Source organism: Streptomyces sp. NPDC046557 (assembly GCF_040645975.1).
GTDB lineage: Bacteria > Actinomycetota > Actinomycetes > Streptomycetales > Streptomycetaceae > Streptomyces.
In genome coordinates this window covers 203,718-227,626 of the sequence record NZ_JBEYZH010000004.1, presented here as the reverse complement: position 1 = coordinate 227,626, position 23,909 = coordinate 203,718, and the positions used below count along the sequence as shown (strand labels likewise).

Here is a 23,909-nt window from a genome sequence, read left to right as displayed (position 1 = left end):
AAGTACATGGATGAAGGTAGACGCCAATAGTTAAGGAGGTCAAGTAAACAATTGATAATGCCAACCTTCTTGCGTACGCTCGAGCGTATGAGTGCCACCATCGGACCGGTCGTCCCCCACCGCCCTACCAAGCTCCAGCTTCTGGAACTGCTCGCCGCCATCGGCACCGCCCAGTGGCGGGATTTCGCGGCGGCCGCCGCCCGGTACGGGCTCACCTCCACCCAGGCCAGAGTCCTCGCGCAGCTGGAGGGGCCCGTGCCGATGCGAGGTTTGGCCACCCTGTTGGTGTGTGACGCGTCCAACGTCACGGGCATCGTCGACCGGCTGGAGGCGCGCGAGCTGGTGCGGCGCCAGCCGTCCCCGGTCGACCGGCGCGTGAAGCACGTGGTCGCCACGGACGAGGGCCGGGACATCATCAGGCGGGTGCGCGAGGAGATGCAGGCGACGCACGGCGCGCTCGACACCCTCGACGAGGAAGAGGGCGCGACGCTCTACGCCCTGCTGGAGCGGCTCCGGCCCGCCATGGAGAAGGACGCCTGAGCGGGCCGCTCGGAGGGGGCGGAGCCGGCGGACCCGGCCGGCCCGAGGGTTTCCGAGGGCTTTAGAGCTCCTCGTCGAGGGCGGCGGCGTCCAGCGCCGCCGTGAGACGGCTCAGGCGCGCCTGGAGGTCGCGGATCTCCTCCAGCTCGAACCCCGTCGCCACCGCGATACGGCGGGGCACCTCCACGGCGCGGGCGCGCAGCGCCGCGCCTTCCTCGGTCAGTACGGCGTGGACCGAGCGCTCGTCCTCGGTGCTGCGTTCGCGCCGCACCAGGCCGGCCCCTTCGAGCCGCTTGAGCAGCGGCGACAGCGTGCCCGAGTCGAGCCGCAGGTGCTGCCCGAGCTGCTTGACGGGCGTCGCGCCGTGCTCCCACAGCACCAGCATCACCAGGTACTGGGGGTAGGTGAGGCCGAGGTCCTTGAGGACCACCCGGTAGAGGCCGCCGAAGGCGCGGCTCGCGGCGTTGAGCGCGAAGCAGATCTGCCCGTCCAGGCGCAGGAAGTCCTGGTCACGGAGGTCGGGGGTGGGCTGCTGGGTCATGTGGGCCAGTGTACCGGTTGGGTACTTGCGTGCCATTGAGTTGTGTACAACTGAATTGTGTGGTCTATTGGTGGAAGCGGTCGGTTCACCGGCCGCAGAGGTTCACCCTCGAACCGCCTCGCCACCTCCCGAGAGGAACTCCGATGGACGCGCTGTACACCGCTGTCGCCACCGCCAACGGCCGTGAGGGCCGCGCAGTCAGCTCCGACGGCCAGATCGACCTCGCGCTGGCCATGCCCCCGGCGCTCGGCGGCAACGGGCAGGGCACCAACCCCGAGCAGCTCTTCGCGGCCGGCTACGCCGCCTGCTTCGCCAGCGCGCTCGGCCTCGTCGGCCGTCAGGCCAAGGTCGACACCGGTGACATCTCCGTCACCGCCGAAACCTCCATCGGCCAGGACGGCTCCGGTTTCGGACTGGCCGTCACCCTGCGCATCGAGCTCCCCGAGTCCCTCGCCGGCGAGACCGGCGCCCTGCTGGTCAAGCAGGCGCACGAGGTCTGCCCGTACTCCAAGGCGACCCGCGGCAACATCCCCGTCGAGCTCGTCATCGAGTAGAAGGTCCCCGCGCCCCTCGCGGCGCCGCACCCGCCGCGACGGCCCATCCGGCGCCTCCGTCCACGGGGGCGCCGGAGGCGTCTGCGGCTCCGGTCAACTCGCCGCACGGCGCGCCTGGTTGGGGGAGTGGAAGTGTGCCGGATCGGCTGCACGCGGCAGCGCCCCACCACTACCGTGGCGGCATGAGCGCCGATGAACTCGACCCCCGGGACGTGTGGCCGTTGCCGCCGGCCTGGATGTTCGACTGCACCGACTGTTTCCGCCTCTACCGGTCCATGAAGCGCATCGAGCGGGTCACCGAGGAGATGTGGCTGACGGGGCCGCGGGGGGTCGACCCGGACCCCGCGGACAGCGGACCCGGCTCGCGGATCCGGCTCGCCCGCCATCTGGCTGTCAGCCACGAGAGCCTGCTGCCCGAGTGGGCACCCGAATGCGAGCGCTGCGGCGACCACGAACGCAGACTGGCGCACGCCGACGGCACGGAGTTCGCTCTCGCGGCCGCCCAGGTGGCCGCCGAACACCGGGCCGCGCACCTCTTCGTCCCGCCCCGCGGACTGGGCCTCGTCTGACCGGTGGCCTATCGGGGCGCCGCACGCCTACCGGGGCGCGGCCCCCGGGCCGCGACCGCGGCGCAGGCCACCGCGAGCGGCAGTTCCGCACCCGCCGCCGGCAGCAGCACCAGCCCCTGTCCGCCGGTCACGAGCGCGTTCGTGACGTCGAACCAGGCGTCCACGGCCGACCTCGCAGATGCCCGAGCCCGCGCGGGCATCGACGCGCAAGCGGGTGGCCGGCCCTGCGGGACCCGTCCTCCCCGCACACCCTGACCGTCTCGGCGGAGTCGGGCCGGGCCGAGGCCCGTACCGGCACCACCGCCCCGGACTGACGGCTCCACCGGCCTCAGGCCGAGGCCCGCCGCACCAGTACGGTCGGTGTGATCACCGGCTGCGGCGGTCGCCGAGAGCCCAGCGTGCCGAGCAGCAGCCGTGCCATCAGGCGGCCCATACCCTCGACGTCCTGGCGGACCGTGGTCAACGGCGGATCCGCCGCCTCTGCCACCCGCTCGGTGTCGTCGAAGCCGACGACCGCCACGTCCCCCGGCACGTCGAAGCCCCGTTCGCGGAGCACCGCGAGGGCGCCCGTCGCCATCAGGTCGTTCGCGGCGAACACCGCGTCGAGGGCCGGTCGGCGCTCCAACAGTTCCCGCATCGCGCGGGCCCCGCCCGCCGGCGTGAAGTCACCCACCGCTACCAGCGCGGGATCGCCCCCGACCACCACGTCCCGGTAGCCGTCGAGCCGGTCCGTCGCGGAGGTCTGGTCGAGCGGGCCCGCGATGTGGGCCACGCTCCGCCGGCCCCGGGCGAGCAGGTGACGCACCGCCTCCCGCGCGCCGCCCCGGTTGTCGGCGTCGACGTAGGGGGCGCCGAGCTCGCCGGGGCCGGCCGTCCAACCCGGCCGGCCGCCGTACACCGTGGGCATGCCGATCCGGCGGGTGATCTCGGGCAGCGGATCGTCGGTGTGCAGGGAGAAGGCGAGCGCCCCGTCGACGTGGCCTCCCGCCAGGTATCGCCCGATCCGTTCGTAGTCCCCCCGGTCCTCCACCATGAGCAGTACCAACTGGGTGTCCTGCGCGGTGAGTTCCCGACTGATACCGCGTATCTGGCGCGAGAAGAACGGGTCGGAGAAGATCCGTATCTCCGGCTCGGGGATGATCACGGCCACCGCCCCGGTGCGCCGGGTCACCAGGGTGCGGGCCGCGTGGTTCGGTACGTAGCCGAGCTCGCGCACGGCCTCGCGGACCTTGTCCACCAGATGCGCGCGGACCCCGTCGCCGCCGTTGACGACCCGGGAGACCGTGGCGCGGGACACCCCGGCCAGTGCGGCCACGGCCTCCAGGGTGGGGCGGTCCCCGGGAACACGAAGCTGTTCGGGCACGGGTGCTCCTCACGCGGGCCGGGCGTTGCCTTGCCGCGCAGCAGGTTAACCCGTACCGCCGGGGGTCCCCGGCGGTACGGCCCGCTCAGTGGCCGAAGTCGAACCAGTTGACGTTCACGAAGTCGGCCGGTTGGCCGCTGGTGAAGGTCAGGTAGACGTCGTGGGTGCCGGTGACGGCGCTGATGTTGGCCGGTACCGTACGCCAGCTCTGCCAACCACCGGCCCCGGCGACGGAGAAGCTGCCGACCGGCGGGCTCGTCCGGCTGTCGAGGCGGACTTCGACGAGCCCGCTGACCCCGCCGGCCGCACCGCTCGCGACCCGCCCGTAGAACTGCCGGGCCGCGGTGGTGCCGAAGTCCACGCCCTTGTACAGGGCCCAGTCGCCGTTGGCGAGCGAGGCGAGGTCCTGGCCGCCGCCGGTGTCCGACGTGGTCTCCTTGGCCGTGCCGGCCTGGTCGTCGTACGACTCGGCCTGGATGGCGGCGTAGGCGTTCCGTCCCCCGGCGGGCGGCGTGGTCGGCGGCGTCGTGGGTGGGATCGTCGGCGGGGTGGTGGGGGGAGTGGTGGAGCCGCCGGTCTTCTGGAGTACGGACACGTAGTCGACCACCATCGGGTGGCCGGGCTCGGTACCGGCGTCGGGGCCGCCGCCGAAGGCGTCGGGGAAACCGCCGCCCATGGCCACGTTCAGGATGATGAAGTAGCCGTGGTCGGTGGCGTTGGACCAGGTCGTGGCGTCGACCTGATTCGCCTTCACCGTGTGGAAGTCGACGCCGTCGAGGTAGAAGCGCATCTCCTCCACGGCCGTGGACCGGTCCCATTCCACCGCGTAGGTGTGGAAGCCGCCCTGACAGGTGGAGCCGGTGCAGGCGCGCTGGCCGCCGATCCCCGAGGTCTCGTTGCACGGACCGCCCGGACTGGTCCCGCAGTGCATGGTGGCCCACTCGTTGTTGAGCCCTTGGACGTTCTCCATGATGTCCAACTCGCCGATGCCCGGCCAGTTCCACCAGTTGCCCCGGTACGGGGCCCCGAGCATCCAGAACGCCGGCCAGTAGCCCTTCGCCGCGGCGCCGGTCACGTTCGGCATCTGGATGCGGGCCTCGGTCCGCAGGGTGCCTCCGGCCGGGGGCCGGAAGTCGGAGCGCTTGCTCTCCACCCGGGCCGAGGTCCAGTTGCCGGCCGCGTCCCGACGCGGGGTTATCCGGAGGTTGCCGGCGCCGTCGAGCGAGACGTTCGACGGGTCCGCCGTCATCGTCTCGATCTCGCCGGTCCCGAAGCCGGTGGGGCCGCCGGGGTAGCCGCGGCCGGTCGTGTACTGCCAGTCGGCGGTGTTCACGCCGGAGCCGGCGGCGCCGTCGAAGTCGTCCAGGAACACCCGGGACCAGCCGGCCGGGGCCGGGGGAGCGGCGGCGTTGGCGGACGGGGTGACGGCCACGGCCGCGGCTGCCGCCACCGCCATGGCCAGCGTGCTCAGGGCGGCCGTGACGGAACGGCGGGTGGGGGGACGGCGCCTTCTGCCGGATGTCTCACGCATGGGTGGGGGCCCTCTCTGCGTGCGCCCTCGGGGCGCGGTGGGGGGAAGTGCGGGCTGCGGCCGCCGTCCTGAGAGCGCTCTCAGAACGGCGATCGCCCGCCACTGTGCTCCCCGGCACGAGGACCGTCAAGAGATGGAACCGTCAAAGCCCGCAGGTAGTAAGGGAGTTCATTGGTTGAAGGGAGCGGCGAGGGCCGGCGCGGACCGGGGACCGGGCCGCTACTGGTCGGACGTCCGTCGCAGGACCAGGGAGACGAAGCCGAAGGTGTCCCGGTAGACATGCAGCCATTCGGAGCGCCGGGCGGTGGCCGTTTCGAGGGCCTCGGCGGCATCGGGATCGGCGGGCCGGTCAAGGGCCCATGACGCGAGCGATCCCCAGCAGGACCATTCGTAGTCGTCCAGCTCGCGACGCGTGCTGACGTGCCCGTCGACGGGCGTCCACCCGTCGGCGACGACACGGTCCACGGTGGTCGCCAGGTCGGTGAACTCCCCGAGCATCTCGATGGCCTCAGGCGAGGGTTCGCGGTCCCAGAACCCGTCCCCGATCAGGACGCGACCGCCGGGAGCCAGGAGCCGACGTGCCGCGGCGAGGGTGGGCAGCAGGCCGCCGAAGGCGTGCGTGGCCCCGACGCTGAGCACGAGGTCGAACGGCTCGGCCGGGGCGAAATCCGCGGCCGACCGGTGGTGGAGGACGAGGCGTTCGCGAACGCCGAGGCGACTCGCGGCCCGGCCGGCCTGCGCCAAGGCGTCCTCGGAGACGTCGACGCCTTCGGCGTGCAGGCGGGGATGCGTTTCGAGGGCGCGCAGCAGCCACTCCGCGGTGCCGCAGCCGAGGTCGAGCACGCGGGCGTCGGCGCGGGGGACACCGCGTTCCAGGAGCCGGCGCACCGACCCGTCGTCGAGCGGAGCCTTGATCGGGTGGTCGGCATGGGCGATGCGGGATATCTGTTCACGGTCCACCGGCGCAGCCTGCCGGCGGGTGGAGTCCGAGCGCACCTCGTTTTTTCGGGCCCCGGCGGCGCCGGTGGCAGTGCCCGGCCCCCGGTGCCCCAACCGGATGCCGCCCGGGCCGGCCGGCATCCCCGGCACACCCCGTCCACGAGCTGAGACGTCGTACGGGATCGAGCCGAGTCCCGGGAACGATCGCGCCAATCGCCACCCGCGGGCGGGTCGTACGCCGTCCCGACCGGATACCGTCCGCCGATGAATTCGAACAGATTCCCCTCGTTCGAGCGTGCGTCCGTGCACGCCTCCGGGCTCGCGACGCGTGCGCCCAGCCGCCGGACCGTGCTGCGCACCGCCGTCGCCGGAACGGCCGCCACCGGCTCGGTGCTCGGCCTCGGCTCGGCCTTCCCCGCCCCCGCCACGCCCGCCGCGCCCCCGGCGGGACAGCGCCCGAACGCCCCGGACCAGGCCCTGCGCGAACTAGCGGCCGGCAACCGGCGCTGGCGGAACTACCGTCAGGAACACCCGCACGAGTCCGCTTCCCTGCGCGTGCGGCTGACCCGGGCGCAGCACCCGTTCGCGATCGTGCTGGGCTGCGTCGACTCGCGCGTCCCCCCGGAGCTCGTCTTCGACCAGGGGCTCGGCGACCTGCTCACCGTACGGTCGGCGGGCGAGGTGCTGGACGAGGCCGTGCGCGGCAGCGTCGCCTACGGCGTCCTGGAACTGGCGATCCCCCTGGTGCTGGTCCTGGGCCACCAGTCCTGTGGGGCGGTCGGGGCCGCCGTCCACGCCGAGGAGACCGGCGAGCCGCTGCCGGCGCACATCCAGTACCTGGCCGACCAGATACGACCCTCGATCGACCACACGCAGCACGGCGACGCCCGCGTCGACGCCACCATCGACGCCCAGGCCCGGCGCACCCGCGACCTGCTGTCCGCCGACCCGGACATCGCCCGGCGGATCGCGACGGGCGAACTCGCGGTGGCCGCCGCCCGTTACCGACTCGCCGACCAGCGGGTGAGCGTACTGGCCTGACACCGCGCCGGTGGCTGCGCCTGGCCGGAAACAGCGCGTTCAGGCGGGCGTGGCCGCCGTACTGTGGAGTAATGCCTGTAGTAGACATCAGTTCCGGCGCCGAGAACTTCCATGCCGATCCGTACAGCTTCTACGCCATGCTGCGCGAAAGGGGCCCGGTCCACCAGGTCGTGATGAACGACCGGTTGCGGGAGCCGAGTTGGCTCGTCGTGGGACACGACGAGGCGCGCCAGGCCCTCAATCACCCCGCGCTGCTCAAGGACTGGCGTGATACCGACATGTTCCCGGACGTCGTGGTGACGGCCGCCAACGCGAACATGCTGGAATCCGACCCGCCGCACCACACCCGGCTGCGCCGGTTGGTCGCACGGGAGTTCACCGCACGCCGCATGGAAGCGATGCGGCCCCGGGTCCAGAAGATCACCGACCGACTGCTGGACGACATGGCGGCCCGGCCGGAGCGCAGCGCCGACTTGATCAAGACACTCGCGTTCCCGCTGCCCATGACCGTCATCTGTGAACTGCTGGGCGTGCCCGACCTGGACCGCGAGCGTTTCCGCCAGTGGTCCAACGAGGTGGTGGCCCCCGGCGAGGACAGCGTGCCCGGCGCCGCGCACGAGCAGCTCAGCGCCTTCCTCGCCGAACTCGTCGAGGCCAAGGCCAAGACGCCCGGAGAGGACCTGCTCAGCGCCCTGATCCGCACCCGGGACGAGGACGGCGACTCCCTGTCCGAGGAGGAGCTGATCGGGATGGCCTTCCTGCTGCTCGTCGCCGGACACGAGACGACCGTCAACCTCATCTCCAACGGCGTACGGGCCCTGTTCGCACACCCGGCTCAACTCGCCGCGCTACGGGCCGACTTCGACGGGCTCCTGCCCGGTGCGGTCGAGGAGATGCTCCGCTACGACGGCCCCGTGCAGAACGCCACCTACCGCTACGCGGGTGAGGACGTGGAGATCGGCGGTGCCGTCATCCCGGCCGGGGCGACCGTCCTCGTCTCGCTGGCGGCTGCCGACCGCGACCCCGCCCGGTTCGGGGAACCCGACACCTTCGACATCCACCGCGCCCCCCAGGGCCACCTCGCCTTCGGCCACGGCCTGCACTTCTGCCTGGGCGCCCCGCTGGCCCGGATGGAGGGCCGCATCGCGATCCGGAGCCTGCTGGAGCGTTTCCCGGACCTGGCCGAGGACCCGGCCGGCGGCCCCCCGGCCTGGCTGGCGGGCAGTCTGATGAGGGGCGTCAGCCGGCTGCCCGTCCGCTGGTAGCACCCGCCGGGGCGGGGCCGTCACATCCCCCGGCGCCTGGCACCGCCGTCGGTCACAGTCGCCGTCAGTGGCCGGCGCGCCCGCTCGCCGGCTCCGGATCAGGCAGCGGGCCGCCGGCGCACCGGGCGTCCTGGGCGGGCAGGACGCCGTCGAGGGGGTACGCCTCGACATGGGCGTCGACGCACGGGCGTGGTTCTGGAACTGGCCGTGGTCACCGCCGTCCACGGTGATCAGCCGCGAGCCGGCCAGTCCACGGTGCGCGCGCACCGCCGACTCGTAGTACGTCGCCGGGTCGTTCGTCGAGTTCAGCTTGAGCACGGGTGGCAGGCCCTCGCCGGTGACCTTGACTCGGGGCGTCCGGCTGACCGGCCAGTCGGCGCAGACCGAGGCGAAGGTCAGCTCGCGCGCCCCGGCGAGCGGATGGGCGTCAGTGGCCCGGGCGCTGTGCTGCCGCCAGTATCGGCCGTCCCGCCTCCACGGGGTGTCCCCGCGGGTGACCGAGAAGAAGTCGGCGTCGAAATCGGTGCCCAGGGGGTGCGCGAGTCGCGCGGCCACGGCCCGGTGTACGTCCGCCTGAGCCTCGTCGGGGTGGACGAGGACTCCCAGGAGCGTCGCGAGGCCCTCGAATCCGTCCCCCGCGAGCGGGTCACGGCGGGCTGGCCGGGTCACCGTGGGGCGACCCCGGCCCGGCGGGCCGACCCGGGCCTCCGGCGGGCGCGGGCCGTTCGGGGAACCGGGCCGGTCATCGGCCCGGTCACACGCGGACATATGCACCGATCCTCCTACTATGGGCGCTTTGTCGGTGGTCGCCGCGAGGAGTCCCATGTCCCCATCCCCCGTATCCCCCGTATCCGCCGGTCGGTCCGTCGGTCGGTCCGCCCCGCGCGGGCGGCCCGCCGCGTCGCTGCGCCTGTTCGCGACGGCCTTGGTGGCCACCGGCGTCCTCGCCACCACCGCGCCCGCCCTCGCCTCGGCCCCCGCCCACGACGACACCCACCACCACGCAGGAACCCACCACAGCGCCGGCACCGACCCCCTCGGTGAACCCGCCCTGCCCGGCGAGGCCGCCGTCCTCGGCGAGGACCACGCCCGCGCCCACGCCGGCCGCAGGCGGGCCGTCGACGCCCTGCGCGAGTACCCCCAATCGTGGCGTACCGCCGGCCTCGCCTCGCTGCGCGCCTCCCAGCAGCGGCTCAACGCCGGCTTCGCCGCACCGCTCTTCGGCCGCTTCACCGACTACTTCCCCTCGCCCGACTTCGGCGTGCACGTGGCCCAGCTCCCCACCGGGAAGGTGCTGCTCTTCTCCTTCGAACGGGTGGAGGTCAACCCCACCAAGGAGACCGGCCCCACCGACCGGATCGGTCGCACCAACGCGGGCCGGGCCTACCTCTGGGACCCCGCCAAGGGCACCGGCCGCTCGGCGTTCAAAAAGGTGCCGCCGCCCACCGTGCTGATGCCGGACGGCACGTTCGTCCCGCGCCCCGCCCCCTTCTTCTGCGCGGGTCACTCCTACCTGCCCAACGGCATGGTCGGCGTCTTCGGCGGCAACGGCGGCGGCAAGGGCGGTACGGGGGCCAGGCTCTCCTTCGTCTTCGACCCGTGGACCGAGACCTGGTTCCGCAACCGCGACCTGGCGGTGGGCCGCTGGTACCCCTCCGTGGTCACCGGCGCCGACGGCCGACAGCTGATCATGTCCGGGCAGGACGAACGCGGCACCGGGCACCCCACCCCGGTGGTCGAGCGCTTCCCGGCGCGCGGCCACCGCGTGCCCTGGCGCCCGTACGACATCCCGGCGGGCGTCGCCGCGGAGCGGTTCGCGGCGGACGCCCCGTTCCGCAACGACTACCCGCACCTGTTCTCGCTCCGCGACGGCATGATCTACGGTCTGGGGCGCGACGCCGACCAGCAGTGGGTGTTCGACCCGGTGAAGGAGACCCGCAAGGATCTGCCCCGGCGGCCGGCCGACTTCCGCGGCTACGGCTCGGCCGTCGCGCTGCCCGCGGGTCTGCGCGGGCCGGACTCCGTCCTGGTGCTGGGCGGCGACCCGCACGACCCGTCGACCTACCGGCTGTCCGGCGGCGCCTGGAAGACCGACACCCCCCGGGCGTTCGGCCGCACTCAGGACGACACCCTGATCCTGCCGGACGGCACCCTCCTGACCGTCAACGGGGCACTCGACACCAGGAACTACGGGTACGGGCCGTTCAACCCGAAGGCCGACCTCAAGTACCGGCGGATCGAGCTGCGCGACGCCCACGGCCACTGGAGCCTGGGACCGGCGCAGCGGCTGCCGCGCGGCTACCACTCCAACGCCCTCGTGATGCCCGACGGACGGGTGATGATCACCGGCGACGAACTCCAGCAGATCGCCAACGACCCCGACATCGCGGACGGGATGGACGGCAGCGTCGAGCTCTACGAGCCGCCCTACCTGCACCGAGGTCCCCGGCCGGCCCTCGACCGGGCACCGCGCGGCGAACTGGCCTACGACGCGGAGTTCACCGTCCGCACCTCCACCCCCGGGGACGTGACACGGGCCGTCCTGCTGGCCCCCACGACGGTCACCCACGCCGTGAACACCAGCCAGCGACACCTGGAGCTGCGCCGGACCGCGAGCCGCGGCGACACCCTCACCCTGCGCACCCCGCCCACGGCGGCCGACGCCCCGCCCGGGTACTACATGCTGTTCCTGCTCAACTCCAAGGGCGTCCCGAGCGCGGCACAATGGATCAAACTGGGCCCGAGGCCGGGCCGCCGCTGAGGCACCGCGACACGGGCCGCCGAGGCGCGGGCGGCCTACTCGAAGCGGGTCGTGTCGCCCGCGCCGTAGCGGACGATCTCGGCCCCGCCGCCCGAGAAGTCGATGACCGTCGTCGGCTTCGTCCCGCACTCGCCCGAGTCGACCACGATGTCCACCACGTGGTCGAGTCGCTCCTTGATCTCCCAACCCTGCGTCAGCGGCTCGGGCTCGTCGGGCAGGAGCAGGCTGCTGGACAACAGCGGTTCGCCGATCTCCGCGAGCAGGGCCTGGACCAGCGTGTGGTCCGGGATGCGGACCCCGACCGTCTTCTTCTTCGGGTGCAGCAGTTGGCGCGGCACTTCCTTGGTGGCGGGCAAGATGAAGGTGTAGCTGCCCGGCGTGGCCGCCTTGATCGCGCGGAACACGTCGTTGTCGATCTGCACGAACTGGCCGAGCTGCGCGAAGTTCTGGCAGACGAGTGTGAAGTGGTGCCGGTCGTCGAGGTCGCGGATGGAGCGGATCCGGTCGAGACCGTCACGGTTGCCCAACTGGCAGCCCAGCGCGTACAGGGAATCGGTCGGATACGCGACGAGCGCGCCGGAGCGGATGCTGTCGGCCACGTTGCCGATCGTGCGCTGCTGGGGGTTCTCGGGGTGCACATCGAAGTACTTCGCCATCCGCCGAGCCTACGGGATCGTCCCGCCCCGCCGATCCACGCGCCCGCGCGCCCGCCCCCGGCCGGGGCCCGCCGGGGCGGTCGCGCTGGTCCGTCCGGACGGCATCGTGGCGTGGCGCGCGGGGCAGGGGGCGGGCCCGGGGGCGCCGTTCGCCCACTGTCGAAGCAGACATCCCGTCCGTCAGTACGAGTGGAATCCACGGAGTGCCACCTTGTCGACAGAACCCACCGGTCCCGGGACAAGCACCACCGCCGACGTTCCGGGCGCCGCAGCGCGGCCCGACTCACGCCGCTGGTGGATCCTCGCGGTGATCGGCCTTGCCCAGATCATGGTCGTCCTGGACGCCACCATCGTGAACATCGCCCTGCCCTCCGCCCAGGTCGACCTGGGGTTCTCCGACGGTCGGCGACAGTGGGTGGTGACCGCGTACGCCATGGCCTTCGGCAGTCTGCTGCTGCTCGGCGGCAGACTCGCCGACCTCTTCGGGCGCCGGCGGGCCTTCGTCATCGGCCAGGTCGGTTTCGCGCTGTCCTCCGCGGTGGGCGGCTCGGCCGCCACCTTCGGTCTGCTGGTCGGTGCCCGCGCCTGTCAGGGCGTGTTCGCGGCCCTGCTGGCGCCCGCGGCCCTCTCCCTGCTCACCACGACGTTCACCACCCCCGCGGACCGGGGCAGGGCCTTCGGTGTGTACGGGGCGCTGGCCTCCTCCGGAGGGGCGGTGGGACTGCTGCTGGGCGGCGTGCTCACAGAGCACCTCGGTTGGCGCTCCACCCTGTACGTGAACGTGCTCCTCGCCGTCGCCGCCGTGATCGGGGCGCTCCTGCTGCTCCCGCCACAGCCCGCCGCCGCCCGGACCCGGCTGGACCTGCCCGGTACCGCCCTGGCCTCGACGGGCCTGTTCTGCGTCGTCTACGGGCTTGCCGGGGCGGGCTCCCACGGCTGGACCGCTCCGCGCGGCGGTGGCCTCCTCTGCGCCGGAGTGCTGCTGATCGCCGCGTTCGCCGTGTGGCAGGGTCGCTCCCCCCATCCGCTGCTGCCCTTGCGGATCGTGCTCGACCGGGTCCGGGGCGCGGCCCTGCTGGCCATGTTCATCGCCGGTGTCGCCACGTTCGGGGTGTTCCTGTTCCTGACGTTCTACCTCCAGCACACCCGGGGCTACGGGCCGGCCAGGACCGGTCTGGCCTTCCTGCCGATGTCCGGCGCCATCATGCTCAGTGCGATGGGAAGTGGAAGCACCCGGCTGCGCAAGGTGGGTGGCCGCACCCGCGTCGCCGGGGGCATGCTGCTCGCGGCGTGCGGGATGGCATGGCTGACCCGCCTCTCGGTTGACGGGTCCTACCTGGTCGAGGTGTTGCCTGCGCAGATCGGTGCCGGCCTCGGTGTGGGGCTGTTGACGGCGGCGGCCATGAACCTCGCCACGGCCGGGATCGCGCCCGGCGAGGCCGGCGCCGGCTCCGCCGTGGTCAACTCGATGCGTCAGATCGGTGGTTCGGTCGGCACGGCCCTGATGAGCACCTTCGCGGCCGGCGCCACCGCCGGTTACCTGGCGACGCACCGGCAGCCCGGGCCGCACACCGCGGCCCGGGCTGCTGTGGAGGGCTGTCACGCCGCGTTCACGGCTTCGGCGGCGATCTTCGCCGTCGGAGCCGTCCTGACGTGGTTCATGCTGCCCGAGGGGCTTACGGTGGGGCGGCGCCACGGCCGCCCCACCGAGCACGCGGGATCAGAGGCAGTTCGCGACTGAGCTGCGGATCCGGTCACCGGTCGAGAAGTGCTTCACCTTGCAGTGGTTGGTGCCGATGCCGCCGTCGACCTGCCCGTAGCCGGGACCGATGGTCAGGACGGTGTCGTTCTGGCCGCGGACCTGGTCGTCGCCGGGACCGCCCAGGAGGATGCCGGCGGACTCCGAGCCCACCGACTTGCTCTCGATGATGTCGTCGTTGGCGCCGCCGAGGACCCGGCCGCCGAGGTCGACGTTGCCCGTGTGGATCACGTCGTTGCCGTCGTTGCCGAAGACCTGGCCGCCGCCGCGCTCGTACTCGCCCGGGGTTCCCATCACGCTGCCGGTGGTGATCTTGTCGTCACCGTGGTCGCCGTAGACGGCGGCTCCGTGCGCCGCCGTGCCGACGACGAGGGCGGTGATGATCGTGTCGTTGCCCAGGCCGCCGCGCACCGTCGAATTGCCGTTGCGCGGGAAGAGGTTGTTGACCTGGAGCGTGTCGTCGCCCTCGCCGCCGAGCACCTGGGCATCGATGAGCATGCCCTTCACCCGGATGTTGTCGTTGCCGCCCTTGCCGTCGATGATGGCGTTCTCGACGTCGTTCTCGCACACGATCGTGTCGGGGCCGTTCGTGCCCGCCACGATCGGTCCCGGCCGGGCCTCCTTGCCGTTGACGTAGCACCAGTGGGACGGCAGGGGTTCGGCGGCGGTGGCCGGCCCCGCGGCGAGCGAGGCGGTGGTGGCCACCGTGGCGGCCAGGGCATACGTCGCGGTGCGAAGCGTGCGGCGAGTGCGCAGCATGGAGTCTCCCGAGCGTGGTGATGGGTTGGAAGGGCGGAGCGGTGCCCCGGCCGTGGTCGGTCGGTCGGCCGGCCCGTGGATCCGCGGGCCCGTCGGTCGCCCGGCCCGTCGGTCAGGACAGGCTGTGGCGCAGTGGTGTCAGCTGCTCGATGTCGTAGCGCGCCCGCAGTTCCCGGATCGCCGAGGCGTCCGGTGAGGCGTTGCCGTCGAGCAGTTCGAGGAGCTCCTCGAAGTACCGTTCGTGGTCGGGCGGGGGAGACGCCTGGAAGAACATCCGGGCCGGTTCCCCCGTGGGGTTGGCGAAGGCGTGCGGACAGCCGGGCGGTACGACGATGACCGTCCCCGGGGTCGCCCGGACGACCTGGCGGCCGTCGAGCGACTCCCAGCGTCGCCAGTCGTCGCCGGAACGGACGCGAGGCTCGAACGCCATCACGTCGAGTTCACCCTCCAGGACGTAGAACAGTTCTTCGCTCCGCGTGTGGAGGTGCGCCCCGACATCGAATCCGGGCGGTACGACGACCTCGAAGCTGGAGGCGACCTGGGAGTCCTCGCCGGTGACCTTGAAGGTGACCTGCTGGGCGGCGGTGTGCAGGGTGCGCCCGTGCCCCGGCGGCACCAGCAGCCCGTCCCGCGCCACGTGCGCTGTCATGACCAGGTCACCGGCAGCGCCTCGGGCCCGCGGATGAGCGCCCCCGGCCGCCAGCACAGTTCCTCCACCGGCACCGCGAACCGCGGGTCGGGGAAACGGTCCAGCAGCGCGTTCACGAGCAACTCGGACTCCAGGCGGGCCAGCATGTTGCCGGGGCAGAAGTGCGGTCCGTAGCCGAAGGAGACGTGCGCGTTGGGCGTGCGGTCGAGCCGGATCTCGTCGGGGTCGGGGAAGACGTCCGGGTCCCGGTTCGCGGCGAGGTAGGAGACGTACACCGCCTCGCCCGCGCGGATGACCTGACCGGCGACCTCGACGTCCTCCAGGGCGATCCGGGAGAGACCGACCGAGTTGCGGTGGGGGATGTAGCGCAGGAGTTCGTTGAGGGCCGTGGGCCGCAGGTCCGGCGCGGCCCGCAGCTTCTCCATCAGCTCCGGCCGGGTGAGGAGGATGAACACCATGTTGCCGACGTTGTTGGTGACGGCCTCGCCGCCGATCTGCACGAGCAGGGCCACACCGACGGCCTCCTCCTCGGTCACCTCCCCGGCCTCGACCGCCCCGGCGAGCAGGCCGATGACGTCGCCGCCCTCACCGCCGTCGCCGTCGCCGTCAGGCGCGGCCCGGCGGCCGGCCCGCAGCCGCTCGCCCAGGTAGGCGCACATCCGCGTCTTCGCCTGTTCGCTGCGCTCCACGCCGTGCGCGGAGGACAGGATCATGGCGGTCCATTCGTGGACCTCGGGGCGGTCCTCCTCCGGAATCCCCATGAGGTCGCAGACGACCGCGAGCGGGAACGGCGCGAGCAGCCGCCGGGTGAGGTCCGCGGGCGGCCCGTCGCGCAGGACCGCGTCGACGAGTCCGTCCAACGTCCGCTGCGCCTTGGTGCGCAGGCGCTCCACGCCGCCGGTGGTGAACGCGGCGGCGACGGTGCGGCGCAGTCGTGTGTGGTCGGGAGGGTCCTCGAAGCCGACCGCGCCGGGGGCAGGGATGAAATGGGGGGCCAGACGGGTGACGTCGTGCTCCATGACGAGCTTGCGGCTGAACCGGGGGTCGTTGGCGACCATCCGCACGTCGTCGTAGCGGCACACCAGCCAGGCCCACCCACTTCCGTTGGGCAGTTTGATCCGGGTGATCGGCCCCGCGCGCATCAGCTCGGTGAGGACGGGGTCGAAGTCGACCCCGGCCAGATCCAGGGCGGGCCAGTGCGTGACGGGTGGCCTTGAGGCGTCGGGGCCGTCCTTCAGCATGGTTCGGATTCCTCCCTCACGGGGACGCCGGCTCCGAAACCCAGCTCCCGAGTGAGATCTCGGCGGTGATGCCGGGTCCGAACCCGGCGAGCATGCCCTTCGCGGCATCGACGGTGCCGTTCTCGTCGAAGAGCCGACGCAGGGCGTCCAGGACCACCGCGCTTGCGATGTTGCCGTATTCCGTCAGTGTGGCCCGACTGAAGCGGAATGCTTCGGCAGGCACACCGAGGTACTTGCTGAGGTCGTCCAGGATGCGTGGGCCACCCGCGTGGATGATGTAGAAGTCCAAGGCCGAGGCGTCCCACCCATGCGCCTTGGCGAGGCGCTTGAGCGACGGGGCGAGCGGTTCCATCGTTCCCGGGACGCGCCGGTCGAGCTTGAAGTGGAACCCGGTGGCCTTGACGTCGTACATGATCCAGTCCTCCGTTTCCGGGATGATGTACGACCCGTTGCGGTGGAGGTCCATGCCCGTTCCACCCCGGCCCCGGACGGCTGCGGCGCCGACGCCGTCGCCGAAGAGACCGTTGGAGAGCAGGTTGCCGACCTCCAGGTCGCTCGGCTGGTAACACAGCGAGCAGAACTCGCAGGAGACGATCAGGGCGTTCGCGTCCGGGTACGCGGTGCAGAAGTCGTGCGCCCGGTTCACCGCCGCCCCGCCCGCCGCGCAGCCCAACTGGGCGATGGGCAGCTGTCTCGTATCGGTGCGGAAGCCCATCGAGTTGATCATCCAGGCGGTCAGGGACGGCATCAGGAAGCCGGTGCACGACACGAAGATGATCAGATCGATGTCCTGCGGACGCAGCTGGGCGTCTTCGAGGGCCGCCCGCACCACCGCCGGTACCCGGGTCTTGGCCTCGGCCTCGTACACGGCGTTGCGCTGTTCGAGGCCGGGGTGCTTCAGGGTCTCCTCGATGGGACGCACGATGTGCCGCTTCGCGACGCCGGTGTTCCGGATCAGTCGCAGGGCAAGGTCGAGCTGCGGGTGATCGGCGTGAACGGACCGGGCCAGATCCAGGGTCTGCTCCATGGTGATCACGTGCTCCGGCACGTGCACCGTTGGCCTACACAGAGTCGCCACAGTCGGCTCTCCTTTCATTTCCCGACAAAGCCTCACGGACCCGCGCCGGTTCCGCGCGCCGGAATGATCCGCCGGTGACAGGGGCCGATCGGGTGACAGTGGCGGACGCCGGCAGCGGAGCAAGCCGGTGCCGGGAAGGGATCGTCAGCCGGATTCCCGGCGCATTCGCCTACCAGGAGTGACATCAAGGCTGGGAGAGCACCATGACGACAGACCCCGACACGGCTCTCGGGACGCGTACGGACCCGGCTCCGGACGAGCCGGTGCACTGCTGGAAGCTGGATGACCTCGAAGCCCTGGAATTCGACCCGTTCCTCCACGCCCGGCTGCTGGAGGACAAGGCCGCTCGGGTGCGGTTGCCGTTCGGTGAGGGCAGCGCCTGGCTGATGGCGCGCTACGCCGATGTCAAGGCGGCGACGACCGACCCGCGCTTCAGCAGGCAGGAACTGGTCGGGCGCGCGATCACCAGTTCCTCGCCGCACGCGATCGCCTCGCAGAAGGCGTCCTTGAACTACGCGGACCCGCCACGCCTGAACGACATGCGGCGCGTGGTGGCGCGGGCCTTCACCGGCAAGAGCATGCAGCGGCTGCGGCCGGCCGCGCAGGCAACCGTCGACCGGCTCCTGGACGAGATGGAACGTCACGGCTCGCCCGCCGACCTCGTCGAGCACCTGCACGGCCCCTTCCCCCTGGCGGCCGTCGCCGACCTCCTCGGAATGCCGCAGGACATGCGCGAAGGCATGACCTCCTGGGCGAACGTGATCATGACGCCCGGTCCGGCACCGGAGCGCAGCGCCGACGCCATGAAGACCGTCCGCGACAGCGTCGTCGCCCTCCTCGCGCTGCGCAGGGCCGAGCCGGCCGACGAGCGGGGCGACGACCTCGCGTCCGTCCTGGTGGAGGCGGCCGACGCGAGCGAGATCACCGAGGCGGAGGCCGTCTCCCTCGCCACCGCGATCCTGGTGAGCGGCGCCCACGCGGTACGCAACAACAGCGCCAACATGATCTACGCCCTACTCACCCATCCGGAGCACCTGGCCCGACTCCGGGCCGAACCGGAGATGATCCCGCAGGCCGTCGACGAGCTGCTGCGCTACATCCCGCACCGCAGCGGCGTCGGCATCCCACGGGTCGCCACGAGGGACATCGAGATCGGCGGGGTCCTGATCCGCCGGGGCGAGGTCGTCTACTCCTCCTACCTCGCGGCCAACCGCGACCCGGCCGTCTTCCCGAACCCCGACGCGCTGGACTTCGACCGCGGCCCGATCGCGCACATGGCCTTCGGCAACGGCCCCCACCACTGCGTCGGCTCGATGCTGGCGCGGATGGAGTCCGAGGTCATGGTCGCCACCCTGCTCGACCGCTACCCCGAACTCGCGCTGGCGGTCCCGCCGGAGCAGATCGAATGGCAGCCCGGCGCCCTGATCCGCGGACCCAAGACGCTGCCGGTGACCTGGTGATAGGCCGGATCGAGGTGGTCCGGGGCAACCCGGACCACATGGAGCTGGCGGCCCTGACCGCCGCCCTGGTCGTCCTGGCGCGCAGCGCCCCCGCCCTCCACGGACATCACCACGGCCACCTCCACCACGGCCACCATCACCGCAGCCACCGCGCCCACTGGGACCGCCACTGGCCGCTGATCCACCCCGCGAACTCCTGGCGGGCCCGACCCCCGCTCCACAAGGTGGGGCGGGAGGTCTGACGGGCGGTCCCGCCGGCGCGGGCGGCCCTCGGGACACGGCCCGGTGGAGGCCCGGGGTTCGTCTCGGGGTCGGGCCGGGGCCGTCCCCGGCACGGGTGCCGGGCGCCCGGCCAGGTGATCAGAACATGATCAACGCCAAGCGGCCGGGGGCCGCATTCGTCGTGGGACCGCTCCGCATGACCGTCCACGGGCTCATCCGGCTCACCGACGACGTCCACGGTCCCGGCTTCACCTGGTCCACGAGCCACCTCGGCCTCCTCACGGGCGTCCTCGTCTTCGTCCCCGTCTTCCTCGCGCTGCGGCGGGCGGCGGCGCACGGACTCGGCCCGGCCGGCCGGTGGTTCGCCGGCGCCGGGGCGGCGGCCGGACGTTCGGCCCGCTGCTCGTCTTCTTCCCCCTCGGGCCGGACCGCCGTCGACGGCGGATGACACGCCACCGTTCGGCCGATCCCGGCCCTCTGTGACATATCAGGTCATAACGTATCCAACATGAAGACTCGTCATATCCTTTACTGCGCGAGCGCGGCGGTGCTCTGCGCCACGGGGATCGGCGCCGCGTCGCCGGTCGCAGGACCCACCGTCCATGTCGTACGGCCCGGAGAGTCGGTCCAGCGGGCGGTGGACGCGGCGCGCCCGGGCGACACCGTCCTGCTGGCCGAGGGCACGTACCGCGAGAGCGTGCGAGTGACCACCTCCAGGCTCACCCTGCGTGGCATGGGCCCCCGTACCGTCCTCGCGCCGGCCTCCGCGAAGTCGGCCGACGCCTGTGCCCGGGCCGGCAACGGCATCTGCGTCGAGGGCGTGGACGGCCGTGCCGTCGAAGGCACCACGGTCGCCTCGCTCACCCTCTCCGGCTTCGCCAAGAACGGGCTCTGGGCCTCCCGCACCGACCACCTGACCGTACGGCACGTCATCGCCGAGAAGAACGGCCAGTGGGGCATCGCCCAGGAGCGCTCCACGCGTGGGGTCTTCAAGGGCAACACCGCGCGCCGCAACGGCGACGCGGGCCTGTTCCTCGCCAACACCATCGCCACCGAAGCGGGGGCCACGGACACCCGGGGCGCGGTGGTCGAGCACAACCACCTGCGGGACAACCGCATCGGCCTCACCGTACGCCGCCTTCGCAACCTCGGCGTCGGACACAACGACATCACCGCGAACTGCGCCGGGCTGTTCGTCGTCGGAGACGAGAACCACCCGCGCGCCGGCGACCTGACCGTGCACGACAACCGGGTGGTCGCGAACAACAAACTCTGCCCGAAGACCGCGCGGCTGCCCTTCCTCCAGGGCAGCGGAATCGTGCTGACCGGCACCGAGGACACCCGGGTGACCGGGAACACGATCACGGACAACACCGGCTCCTCCCCGCTGTCCGGCGGCATCGTCCTCTTCAAGAGCTTCGTGGGCGCCACGAACGAACGGAACCAGATCACCGGCAACACGCTGCGCGACAACGCCCCGGCGGATCTCGTCGACACCAGCGTCGGCCGGGACAACGTCTTCAAGGGCAACGCCTGCGCCGCCTCGAAGCCGACGGGACTGTGCTGACCTCCCGCCCGTCCCGCACGAACGAGAACAGGAAGGGCGGCACATGACGACCGCACGCACCACCGACCCGACCACGAGTCCGGCTCCCCCGCCGTCCATGCGGCTACGCGAGCTCGTCTTCGGGGCGGCGTGCACCGCCGCCCTCCGCGCGGCCGTCCGGCTGGGCGTCCCCGACGCCCTCGGAGACAGCCCGATGAGCGTGGCGGACCTCGCCGCCGCGGTGAAGACCGAGCCGAAGCCGCTGCGGCGGCTGCTGCGGGCGCTGTCCTGCTACGGCGTCTTCGCCGAGGAGCCGAACGGGACCTTCGCACACACCGGAACGTCCCGGCTGCTGCGCGAGGACGACCCGCACAGCCTGCGCGCCATCGCCCTGTGGTGCACGGAGCCCTGGACCTGGGCCGCTTGGCCCAAGTTGGACGAAGCGGTGCGCACCAACCACAACGTCGTCGAGGACCTGTTCGGCAAGGAATTCTTCGCGTACCTGAACGAGGACGCCCCCGAGTCGGCCGACGTCTTCAACCGGGCCATGACCACCTCCAGCCGGCAGTCGGCGCAGGACGTGGCGGAGTTCCTGGACCTGTCGGGGGCCACGTCGGTCGCCGACATCGGCGGTGGCCAGGGGTACGTGGTGGCGAGCCTGCTGGAGAAGTACCCCGCGATGCGTGGCACCCTGCTCGACCTGCCGCGCGTGGTGGAGAACGCCGATCCGCGGCTGCGGCCGGGAGGGGCGCTGGCCGACCGGATGCGCATCGTGCCCGGCGACTGCAGGGTGGACATCCCGGTGCAGGCCGACGTGTACATCATCAAGAACATCCTGGAGTGGGACGACGCCAGCACCGCGCGTACCCTGCGCAACGTCATCGGGGCAGGTGGCCCCCGGGCGAGGGTCGTGGTGATCGAGAACCTGGTGGACGACACCCCGTCCATGCGGTTCAGCACCGGCATGGACCTGCTGCTGCTCCTCAACGTCGGCGGAGCCAAGCACACGACCGAGAGCATGGTCGACAGGCTCACGGAGGCGGGCCTGTCCGTGAACGACATCCGTCCGGTCAACCCGTACCTGCACGCCTTCGACTGCTCTGTGGCGCGCTGACCGCAGCCGCTCGTTCGCCTGTTCGATACCGGTCGCCGGGTCCGCGCACACGCGGGCCCGGCGACCGCGCGTGGTGGGCGCGACACCGGCCCGACCGGCGGGAGCCGGGTCGCCGGCGCGGAGAGACGGTGGGAGGGTTTGGAGGAACGAGGCCGGTGGCCTGGGCCGGCACAGGGCGCCACGGAGTGAGCGGAAAGGGTTCGGACCATGAGCACGTCCGACGCGTTCCGGGCCGAGATCCACAGCACGGAGGCGGATCCGGCGGCATCGGGCGGCCTGCTCGACGTCCTCAGCCTGGCCGCGGTGGTCCTGGACGACCGCGGCCGCATCGTGTTCTGGAGCCCGCAGGCGGAGGACCTGTTCGGCTACTCCGCCCCGGAGGCGCTCGGACGGCCAGCGGCCCTGCTGCTGGTGTCGGAGGAGAACCGCGGCTTGGTGGTCGAGCTGTTCACCCAGGTGATGAAGAGCGGCCGGCGCTGGGCCGGGAGCTTCCCCGTCCGGCACAAGGACGGCAGCACCCGCCTGGTGGAGTTCCGCAACATGCGCCTCCAGGACGACCTGGGGGACTTCTACGCCCTCGGCATCGCCACCGACCACCTCACCCTACGGCGCGTCGAGCGCGACCTGGCGCTCTCCCTGCGGCTGGTCTCCCAGTCCCCGATCGGCCTCGGCGTGACCGACGCCGAGCTGCGGTACGTCCTGGTCAACCCGGCGCTGGAGCAGATCAACGGCCTGCCGGCCTCCGAACACCTCGGCCGGACCATCCGCGAGGCCCTGCCGTTCCTGGACGTGGAGACCATCGAGTCCTCCATGCGGGAGGTGCTCGCCACGGGCGTGCCGCTGCTGGACCAGTTCGTGGTCGGGCGCACCCCGGCCGACCCCGAGGACCGCGCCTGGTCCGTGTCCTACTACCGGCTCGACGATCCGGCCGGCCACGTCCTGGGCGTGGCCGTCTCCGTGGTCGACGTGACCGACCAGCATCGGGCCGCCGACGACGCCGCCCGCGCCCGCCGCCGCCTCGCGGTGGTGGCGGACGCCTCCGTACGCATCGGCACCACCCTCGACCTGGAGCAGACCGCCCGGGAACTGGCCGAGGTGTGCGTACCGCAACTGGCCGACGTCACCACGGTGGACATCCTGGACAGCGTCCTGCACGACCGCCGCACCACCGGTGAGCCCGTCGGACCGGCCCGCTTCCGGGCCCTGGCGGTCGTCGCCGCCTACCCCACCGGAGCGGCGCAGGCCACCGACCAGACCGGCGAACTCGCCCAGTACGACACCGACCGCGTCGTCACCCACTGCGTGAACACCGGCCGCCCCGTTCTGGTGGCCCGGGTGACCGGCCAGGACCTGCGCCGGATCGCCCGGGACGACAACGCCGCCGCGCTGCTGGCCGCGGCCGGGGTGCACTCCTACCTGGCGGTCCCGCTGGTCGCCCGCGGCGAGGTCATCGGCGCCGTCGGCCTGATGCGCGCCCGCACGCCGGCCCCGTTCGACGAGGACGACGTCACCCTCGCGGTCGAACTGGCCGCGCGCGCGGCCGTCTGCGTCGACAACGCCCGACTGTTCCAGAACCAGCGGCACGCCGCCCTCACCCTCCAGCGCAACCTGCTGCCACACCAGCCGGCCCACCGGCTGGGCCTGGAGATCGCCCACCGCTATCAGCCGTCCGGGGCCACCAGCGAGATCGGCGGTGACTGGTTCGACGTCATCCCGCTGGCCGACGACAAGACCGCCCTGGTCATCGGCGACGTCATGGGCAGCGGCATCGCCGCCGCCGCCACCATGGGACAACTGCGCACCGCCACCCGGACCCTGACCCAGCTCGACCTCGACCCCTCGCAGGTCCTGCAGTACCTCGACGAGGCGGCGGCGGGCATGGAACACACCATCACCACCTGCGCCTACGCCGTGTACGACCCGTGGCGCGCCGAATGCCACATCTCCCTCGCCGGGCACCTGCCACCGGTCCTGATGCGCCCCGGACGGCTGCCGGAACTGCTCGACCTGCCCACCGGAGCCCCGCTCGGGGTCGGCGGCGTCCCCTTCCACACCACCCGGATCGCCCTGGCCCCCGACGACCAGCTCGTCCTCTACACCGATGGGCTCGTGGAGACCCGCGACCAGTCCCTCGACGAGCGCCTCGACCTCCTGCTCAGCCTCCTCGCGGGCCCCCACCGACCCCTGGAGGACACCTGCGACCTGCTGCTACGGGCCCTGCGCCGCCCCGGGGACCACGACGACGTGGCCCTGCTGATGGCCCGGATGCTCCCGGTGGAGCCGGACCCGCGCTGAGCGGCCGGGCGCGTCGCGACGGCCGG

24 protein-coding genes and 1 pseudogene are annotated in these 23,909 nt (G+C 72.2%); 14 read left to right on the top strand and 11 right to left on the bottom strand.

The window, feature by feature from the left end; all coding sequences use genetic code 11:
- The first annotated feature begins 87 nt into the window (after positions 1 to 87).
- The gene (locus ABZ934_RS12235; RefSeq protein ID WP_361311924.1) at positions 88 to 540 is read left to right on the top strand and encodes a MarR family transcriptional regulator; all 453 of its coding nucleotides are present in this window, start codon (positions 88 to 90) and stop codon (positions 538 to 540) included.
- A gap of 61 nt (positions 541 to 601) precedes the next feature.
- Here the strand turns inward: ABZ934_RS12235 and ABZ934_RS12230 are convergent, their stop codons facing one another.
- On the bottom strand, positions 602 to 1,081 hold the full coding sequence (locus ABZ934_RS12230) for a MarR family transcriptional regulator (RefSeq protein ID WP_361311923.1): 480 nt from the start codon (positions 1,079 to 1,081) through the stop codon (positions 602 to 604).
- A gap of 143 nt (positions 1,082 to 1,224) precedes the next feature.
- On the opposite strand from ABZ934_RS12230, the gene ABZ934_RS12225 reads away from it, so the two are divergent.
- Positions 1,225 to 1,635, top strand: coding sequence for an organic hydroperoxide resistance protein (locus ABZ934_RS12225; RefSeq protein WP_361311921.1), 411 nt, complete (start codon positions 1,225 to 1,227; stop codon positions 1,633 to 1,635).
- A gap of 182 nt (positions 1,636 to 1,817) precedes the next feature.
- Positions 1,818 to 2,204: a hypothetical protein gene (locus ABZ934_RS12220; RefSeq protein ID WP_361311919.1), complete on the top strand. Its 387-nt coding sequence runs from the start codon at positions 1,818 to 1,820 to the stop codon at positions 2,202 to 2,204.
- An 8-nt stretch (positions 2,205 to 2,212) separates the two neighbouring features.
- Here ABZ934_RS12220 and ABZ934_RS12215 read toward each other — a convergent pair whose 3' ends face one another.
- The 4 genes from ABZ934_RS12215 to ABZ934_RS12200 form a co-directional block, all read right to left on the bottom strand.
- Entirely contained in the window at positions 2,213 to 2,368 is a 156-nt protein-coding gene (locus tag ABZ934_RS12215; protein WP_361311917.1) for a hypothetical protein, read from the bottom strand.
- A gap of 164 nt (positions 2,369 to 2,532) precedes the next feature.
- A complete protein-coding gene (locus tag ABZ934_RS12210; RefSeq protein ID WP_361311915.1) occupies positions 2,533 to 3,567 on the bottom strand; it encodes a LacI family DNA-binding transcriptional regulator in 1,035 nt (344 codons plus the stop codon).
- 85 nt (positions 3,568 to 3,652) lie between these two features.
- Positions 3,653 to 5,098, bottom strand: coding sequence for a glycoside hydrolase family 16 protein (locus ABZ934_RS12205; protein ID WP_361311913.1), 1,446 nt, complete (start codon positions 5,096 to 5,098; stop codon positions 3,653 to 3,655).
- Between the two features lie 219 nt (positions 5,099 to 5,317).
- Positions 5,318 to 6,058 (bottom strand): class I SAM-dependent methyltransferase, encoded by a 741-nt coding sequence (locus ABZ934_RS12200; RefSeq protein ID WP_361311912.1) that lies wholly within the window; start codon positions 6,056 to 6,058, stop codon positions 5,318 to 5,320.
- A gap of 243 nt (positions 6,059 to 6,301) precedes the next feature.
- Between ABZ934_RS12200 and ABZ934_RS12195 the strand changes: the two genes are divergently transcribed.
- From ABZ934_RS12195 to ABZ934_RS12185, 3 genes are all read left to right on the top strand, one after another.
- Positions 6,302 to 7,078, top strand: coding sequence for a carbonic anhydrase (locus ABZ934_RS12195; RefSeq protein WP_361311910.1), 777 nt, complete (start codon positions 6,302 to 6,304; stop codon positions 7,076 to 7,078).
- Positions 7,079 to 7,149: 71 nt separating this feature from the next.
- Positions 7,150 to 8,343, top strand: a complete 1,194-nt coding sequence (locus ABZ934_RS12190) for a cytochrome P450 (protein WP_361311908.1) — start codon at positions 7,150 to 7,152, stop codon at positions 8,341 to 8,343.
- 67 nt (positions 8,344 to 8,410) lie between these two features.
- Entirely contained in the window at positions 8,411 to 8,623 is a 213-nt protein-coding gene (locus tag ABZ934_RS12185; RefSeq protein WP_361311906.1) for a hypothetical protein, read from the top strand.
- Here ABZ934_RS12185 and ABZ934_RS12180 read toward each other — a convergent pair.
- Positions 8,593 to 9,111, bottom strand: a pseudogene (locus tag ABZ934_RS12180) (alpha/beta hydrolase); the annotation flags it as partial. The gene ABZ934_RS12185 and the pseudogene ABZ934_RS12180 overlap by 31 nt on opposite strands.
- Positions 9,112 to 9,166: 55 nt before the next feature.
- On the opposite strand from ABZ934_RS12180, the gene ABZ934_RS12175 reads away from it, so the two are divergent.
- Positions 9,167 to 11,104: a galactose oxidase early set domain-containing protein gene (locus ABZ934_RS12175; RefSeq protein ID WP_361311904.1), complete on the top strand. Its 1,938-nt coding sequence runs from the start codon at positions 9,167 to 9,169 to the stop codon at positions 11,102 to 11,104.
- Between the two features lie 35 nt (positions 11,105 to 11,139).
- Here the strand turns inward: ABZ934_RS12175 and ABZ934_RS12170 are convergent, their stop codons facing one another.
- Complete coding sequence (locus ABZ934_RS12170) at positions 11,140 to 11,760, bottom strand: L-threonylcarbamoyladenylate synthase (protein WP_361311902.1); 621 nt, start codon at positions 11,758 to 11,760, stop codon at positions 11,140 to 11,142.
- A 211-nt stretch (positions 11,761 to 11,971) separates the two neighbouring features.
- Between ABZ934_RS12170 and ABZ934_RS12165 the strand changes: the two genes are divergently transcribed.
- A complete protein-coding gene (locus ABZ934_RS12165; RefSeq protein ID WP_361311900.1) occupies positions 11,972 to 13,501 on the top strand; it encodes a DHA2 family efflux MFS transporter permease subunit in 1,530 nt (509 codons plus the stop codon).
- Here the strand turns inward: ABZ934_RS12165 and ABZ934_RS12160 are convergent.
- From ABZ934_RS12160 to ABZ934_RS12145, 4 genes are all read right to left on the bottom strand, one after another.
- On the bottom strand, positions 13,481 to 14,278 hold the full coding sequence (locus ABZ934_RS12160) for a hypothetical protein (protein ID WP_361311898.1): 798 nt from the start codon (positions 14,276 to 14,278) through the stop codon (positions 13,481 to 13,483). The two genes, ABZ934_RS12165 and ABZ934_RS12160, sit on opposite strands and share 21 nt — an antisense overlap.
- 112 nt (positions 14,279 to 14,390) lie before the next feature.
- Positions 14,391 to 14,927 (bottom strand): cupin domain-containing protein, encoded by a 537-nt coding sequence (locus tag ABZ934_RS12155; protein WP_361311897.1) that lies wholly within the window; start codon positions 14,925 to 14,927, stop codon positions 14,391 to 14,393.
- Positions 14,924 to 16,168, bottom strand: a complete 1,245-nt coding sequence (locus tag ABZ934_RS12150; RefSeq protein ID WP_361311895.1) for a cytochrome P450 — start codon at positions 16,166 to 16,168, stop codon at positions 14,924 to 14,926. Before ABZ934_RS12150 ends, ABZ934_RS12155 begins: the two co-directional genes overlap by 4 nt.
- A gap of 16 nt (positions 16,169 to 16,184) precedes the next feature.
- Positions 16,185 to 17,246: a type III polyketide synthase gene (locus tag ABZ934_RS12145; RefSeq protein WP_361311893.1), complete on the bottom strand. Its 1,062-nt coding sequence runs from the start codon at positions 17,244 to 17,246 to the stop codon at positions 16,185 to 16,187.
- 203 nt (positions 17,247 to 17,449) lie between these two features.
- Between ABZ934_RS12145 and ABZ934_RS12140 the strand changes: the two genes are divergently transcribed.
- From ABZ934_RS12140 to ABZ934_RS12115, 6 genes are all read left to right on the top strand, one after another.
- Positions 17,450 to 18,706, top strand: a complete 1,257-nt coding sequence (locus tag ABZ934_RS12140; RefSeq protein WP_361311891.1) for a cytochrome P450 — start codon at positions 17,450 to 17,452, stop codon at positions 18,704 to 18,706.
- A complete protein-coding gene (locus ABZ934_RS12135) occupies positions 18,703 to 18,948 on the top strand; it encodes an acyl-CoA carboxylase subunit epsilon (RefSeq protein WP_361311889.1) in 246 nt (81 codons plus the stop codon). The genes ABZ934_RS12140 and ABZ934_RS12135 overlap by 4 nt, the downstream gene beginning before the upstream one ends.
- A 125-nt stretch (positions 18,949 to 19,073) precedes the next feature.
- Complete coding sequence (locus ABZ934_RS12130) at positions 19,074 to 19,376, top strand: hypothetical protein (protein WP_361311887.1); 303 nt, start codon at positions 19,074 to 19,076, stop codon at positions 19,374 to 19,376.
- A 60-nt stretch (positions 19,377 to 19,436) separates the two neighbouring features.
- On the top strand, positions 19,437 to 20,495 hold the full coding sequence (locus ABZ934_RS12125) for a right-handed parallel beta-helix repeat-containing protein (protein WP_361311885.1): 1,059 nt from the start codon (positions 19,437 to 19,439) through the stop codon (positions 20,493 to 20,495).
- Positions 20,496 to 20,538: 43 nt separating this feature from the next.
- Positions 20,539 to 21,588 carry a methyltransferase gene (locus tag ABZ934_RS12120; RefSeq protein ID WP_361311883.1) on the top strand — a complete coding sequence of 350 codons (1,050 nt, stop codon included), beginning with the start codon at positions 20,539 to 20,541 and terminating at the stop codon, positions 21,586 to 21,588.
- A gap of 207 nt (positions 21,589 to 21,795) precedes the next feature.
- A complete protein-coding gene (locus ABZ934_RS12115; protein WP_361311881.1) occupies positions 21,796 to 23,883 on the top strand; it encodes a SpoIIE family protein phosphatase in 2,088 nt (695 codons plus the stop codon).
- The last annotated feature ends 26 nt before the right edge of the window (positions 23,884 to 23,909 follow it).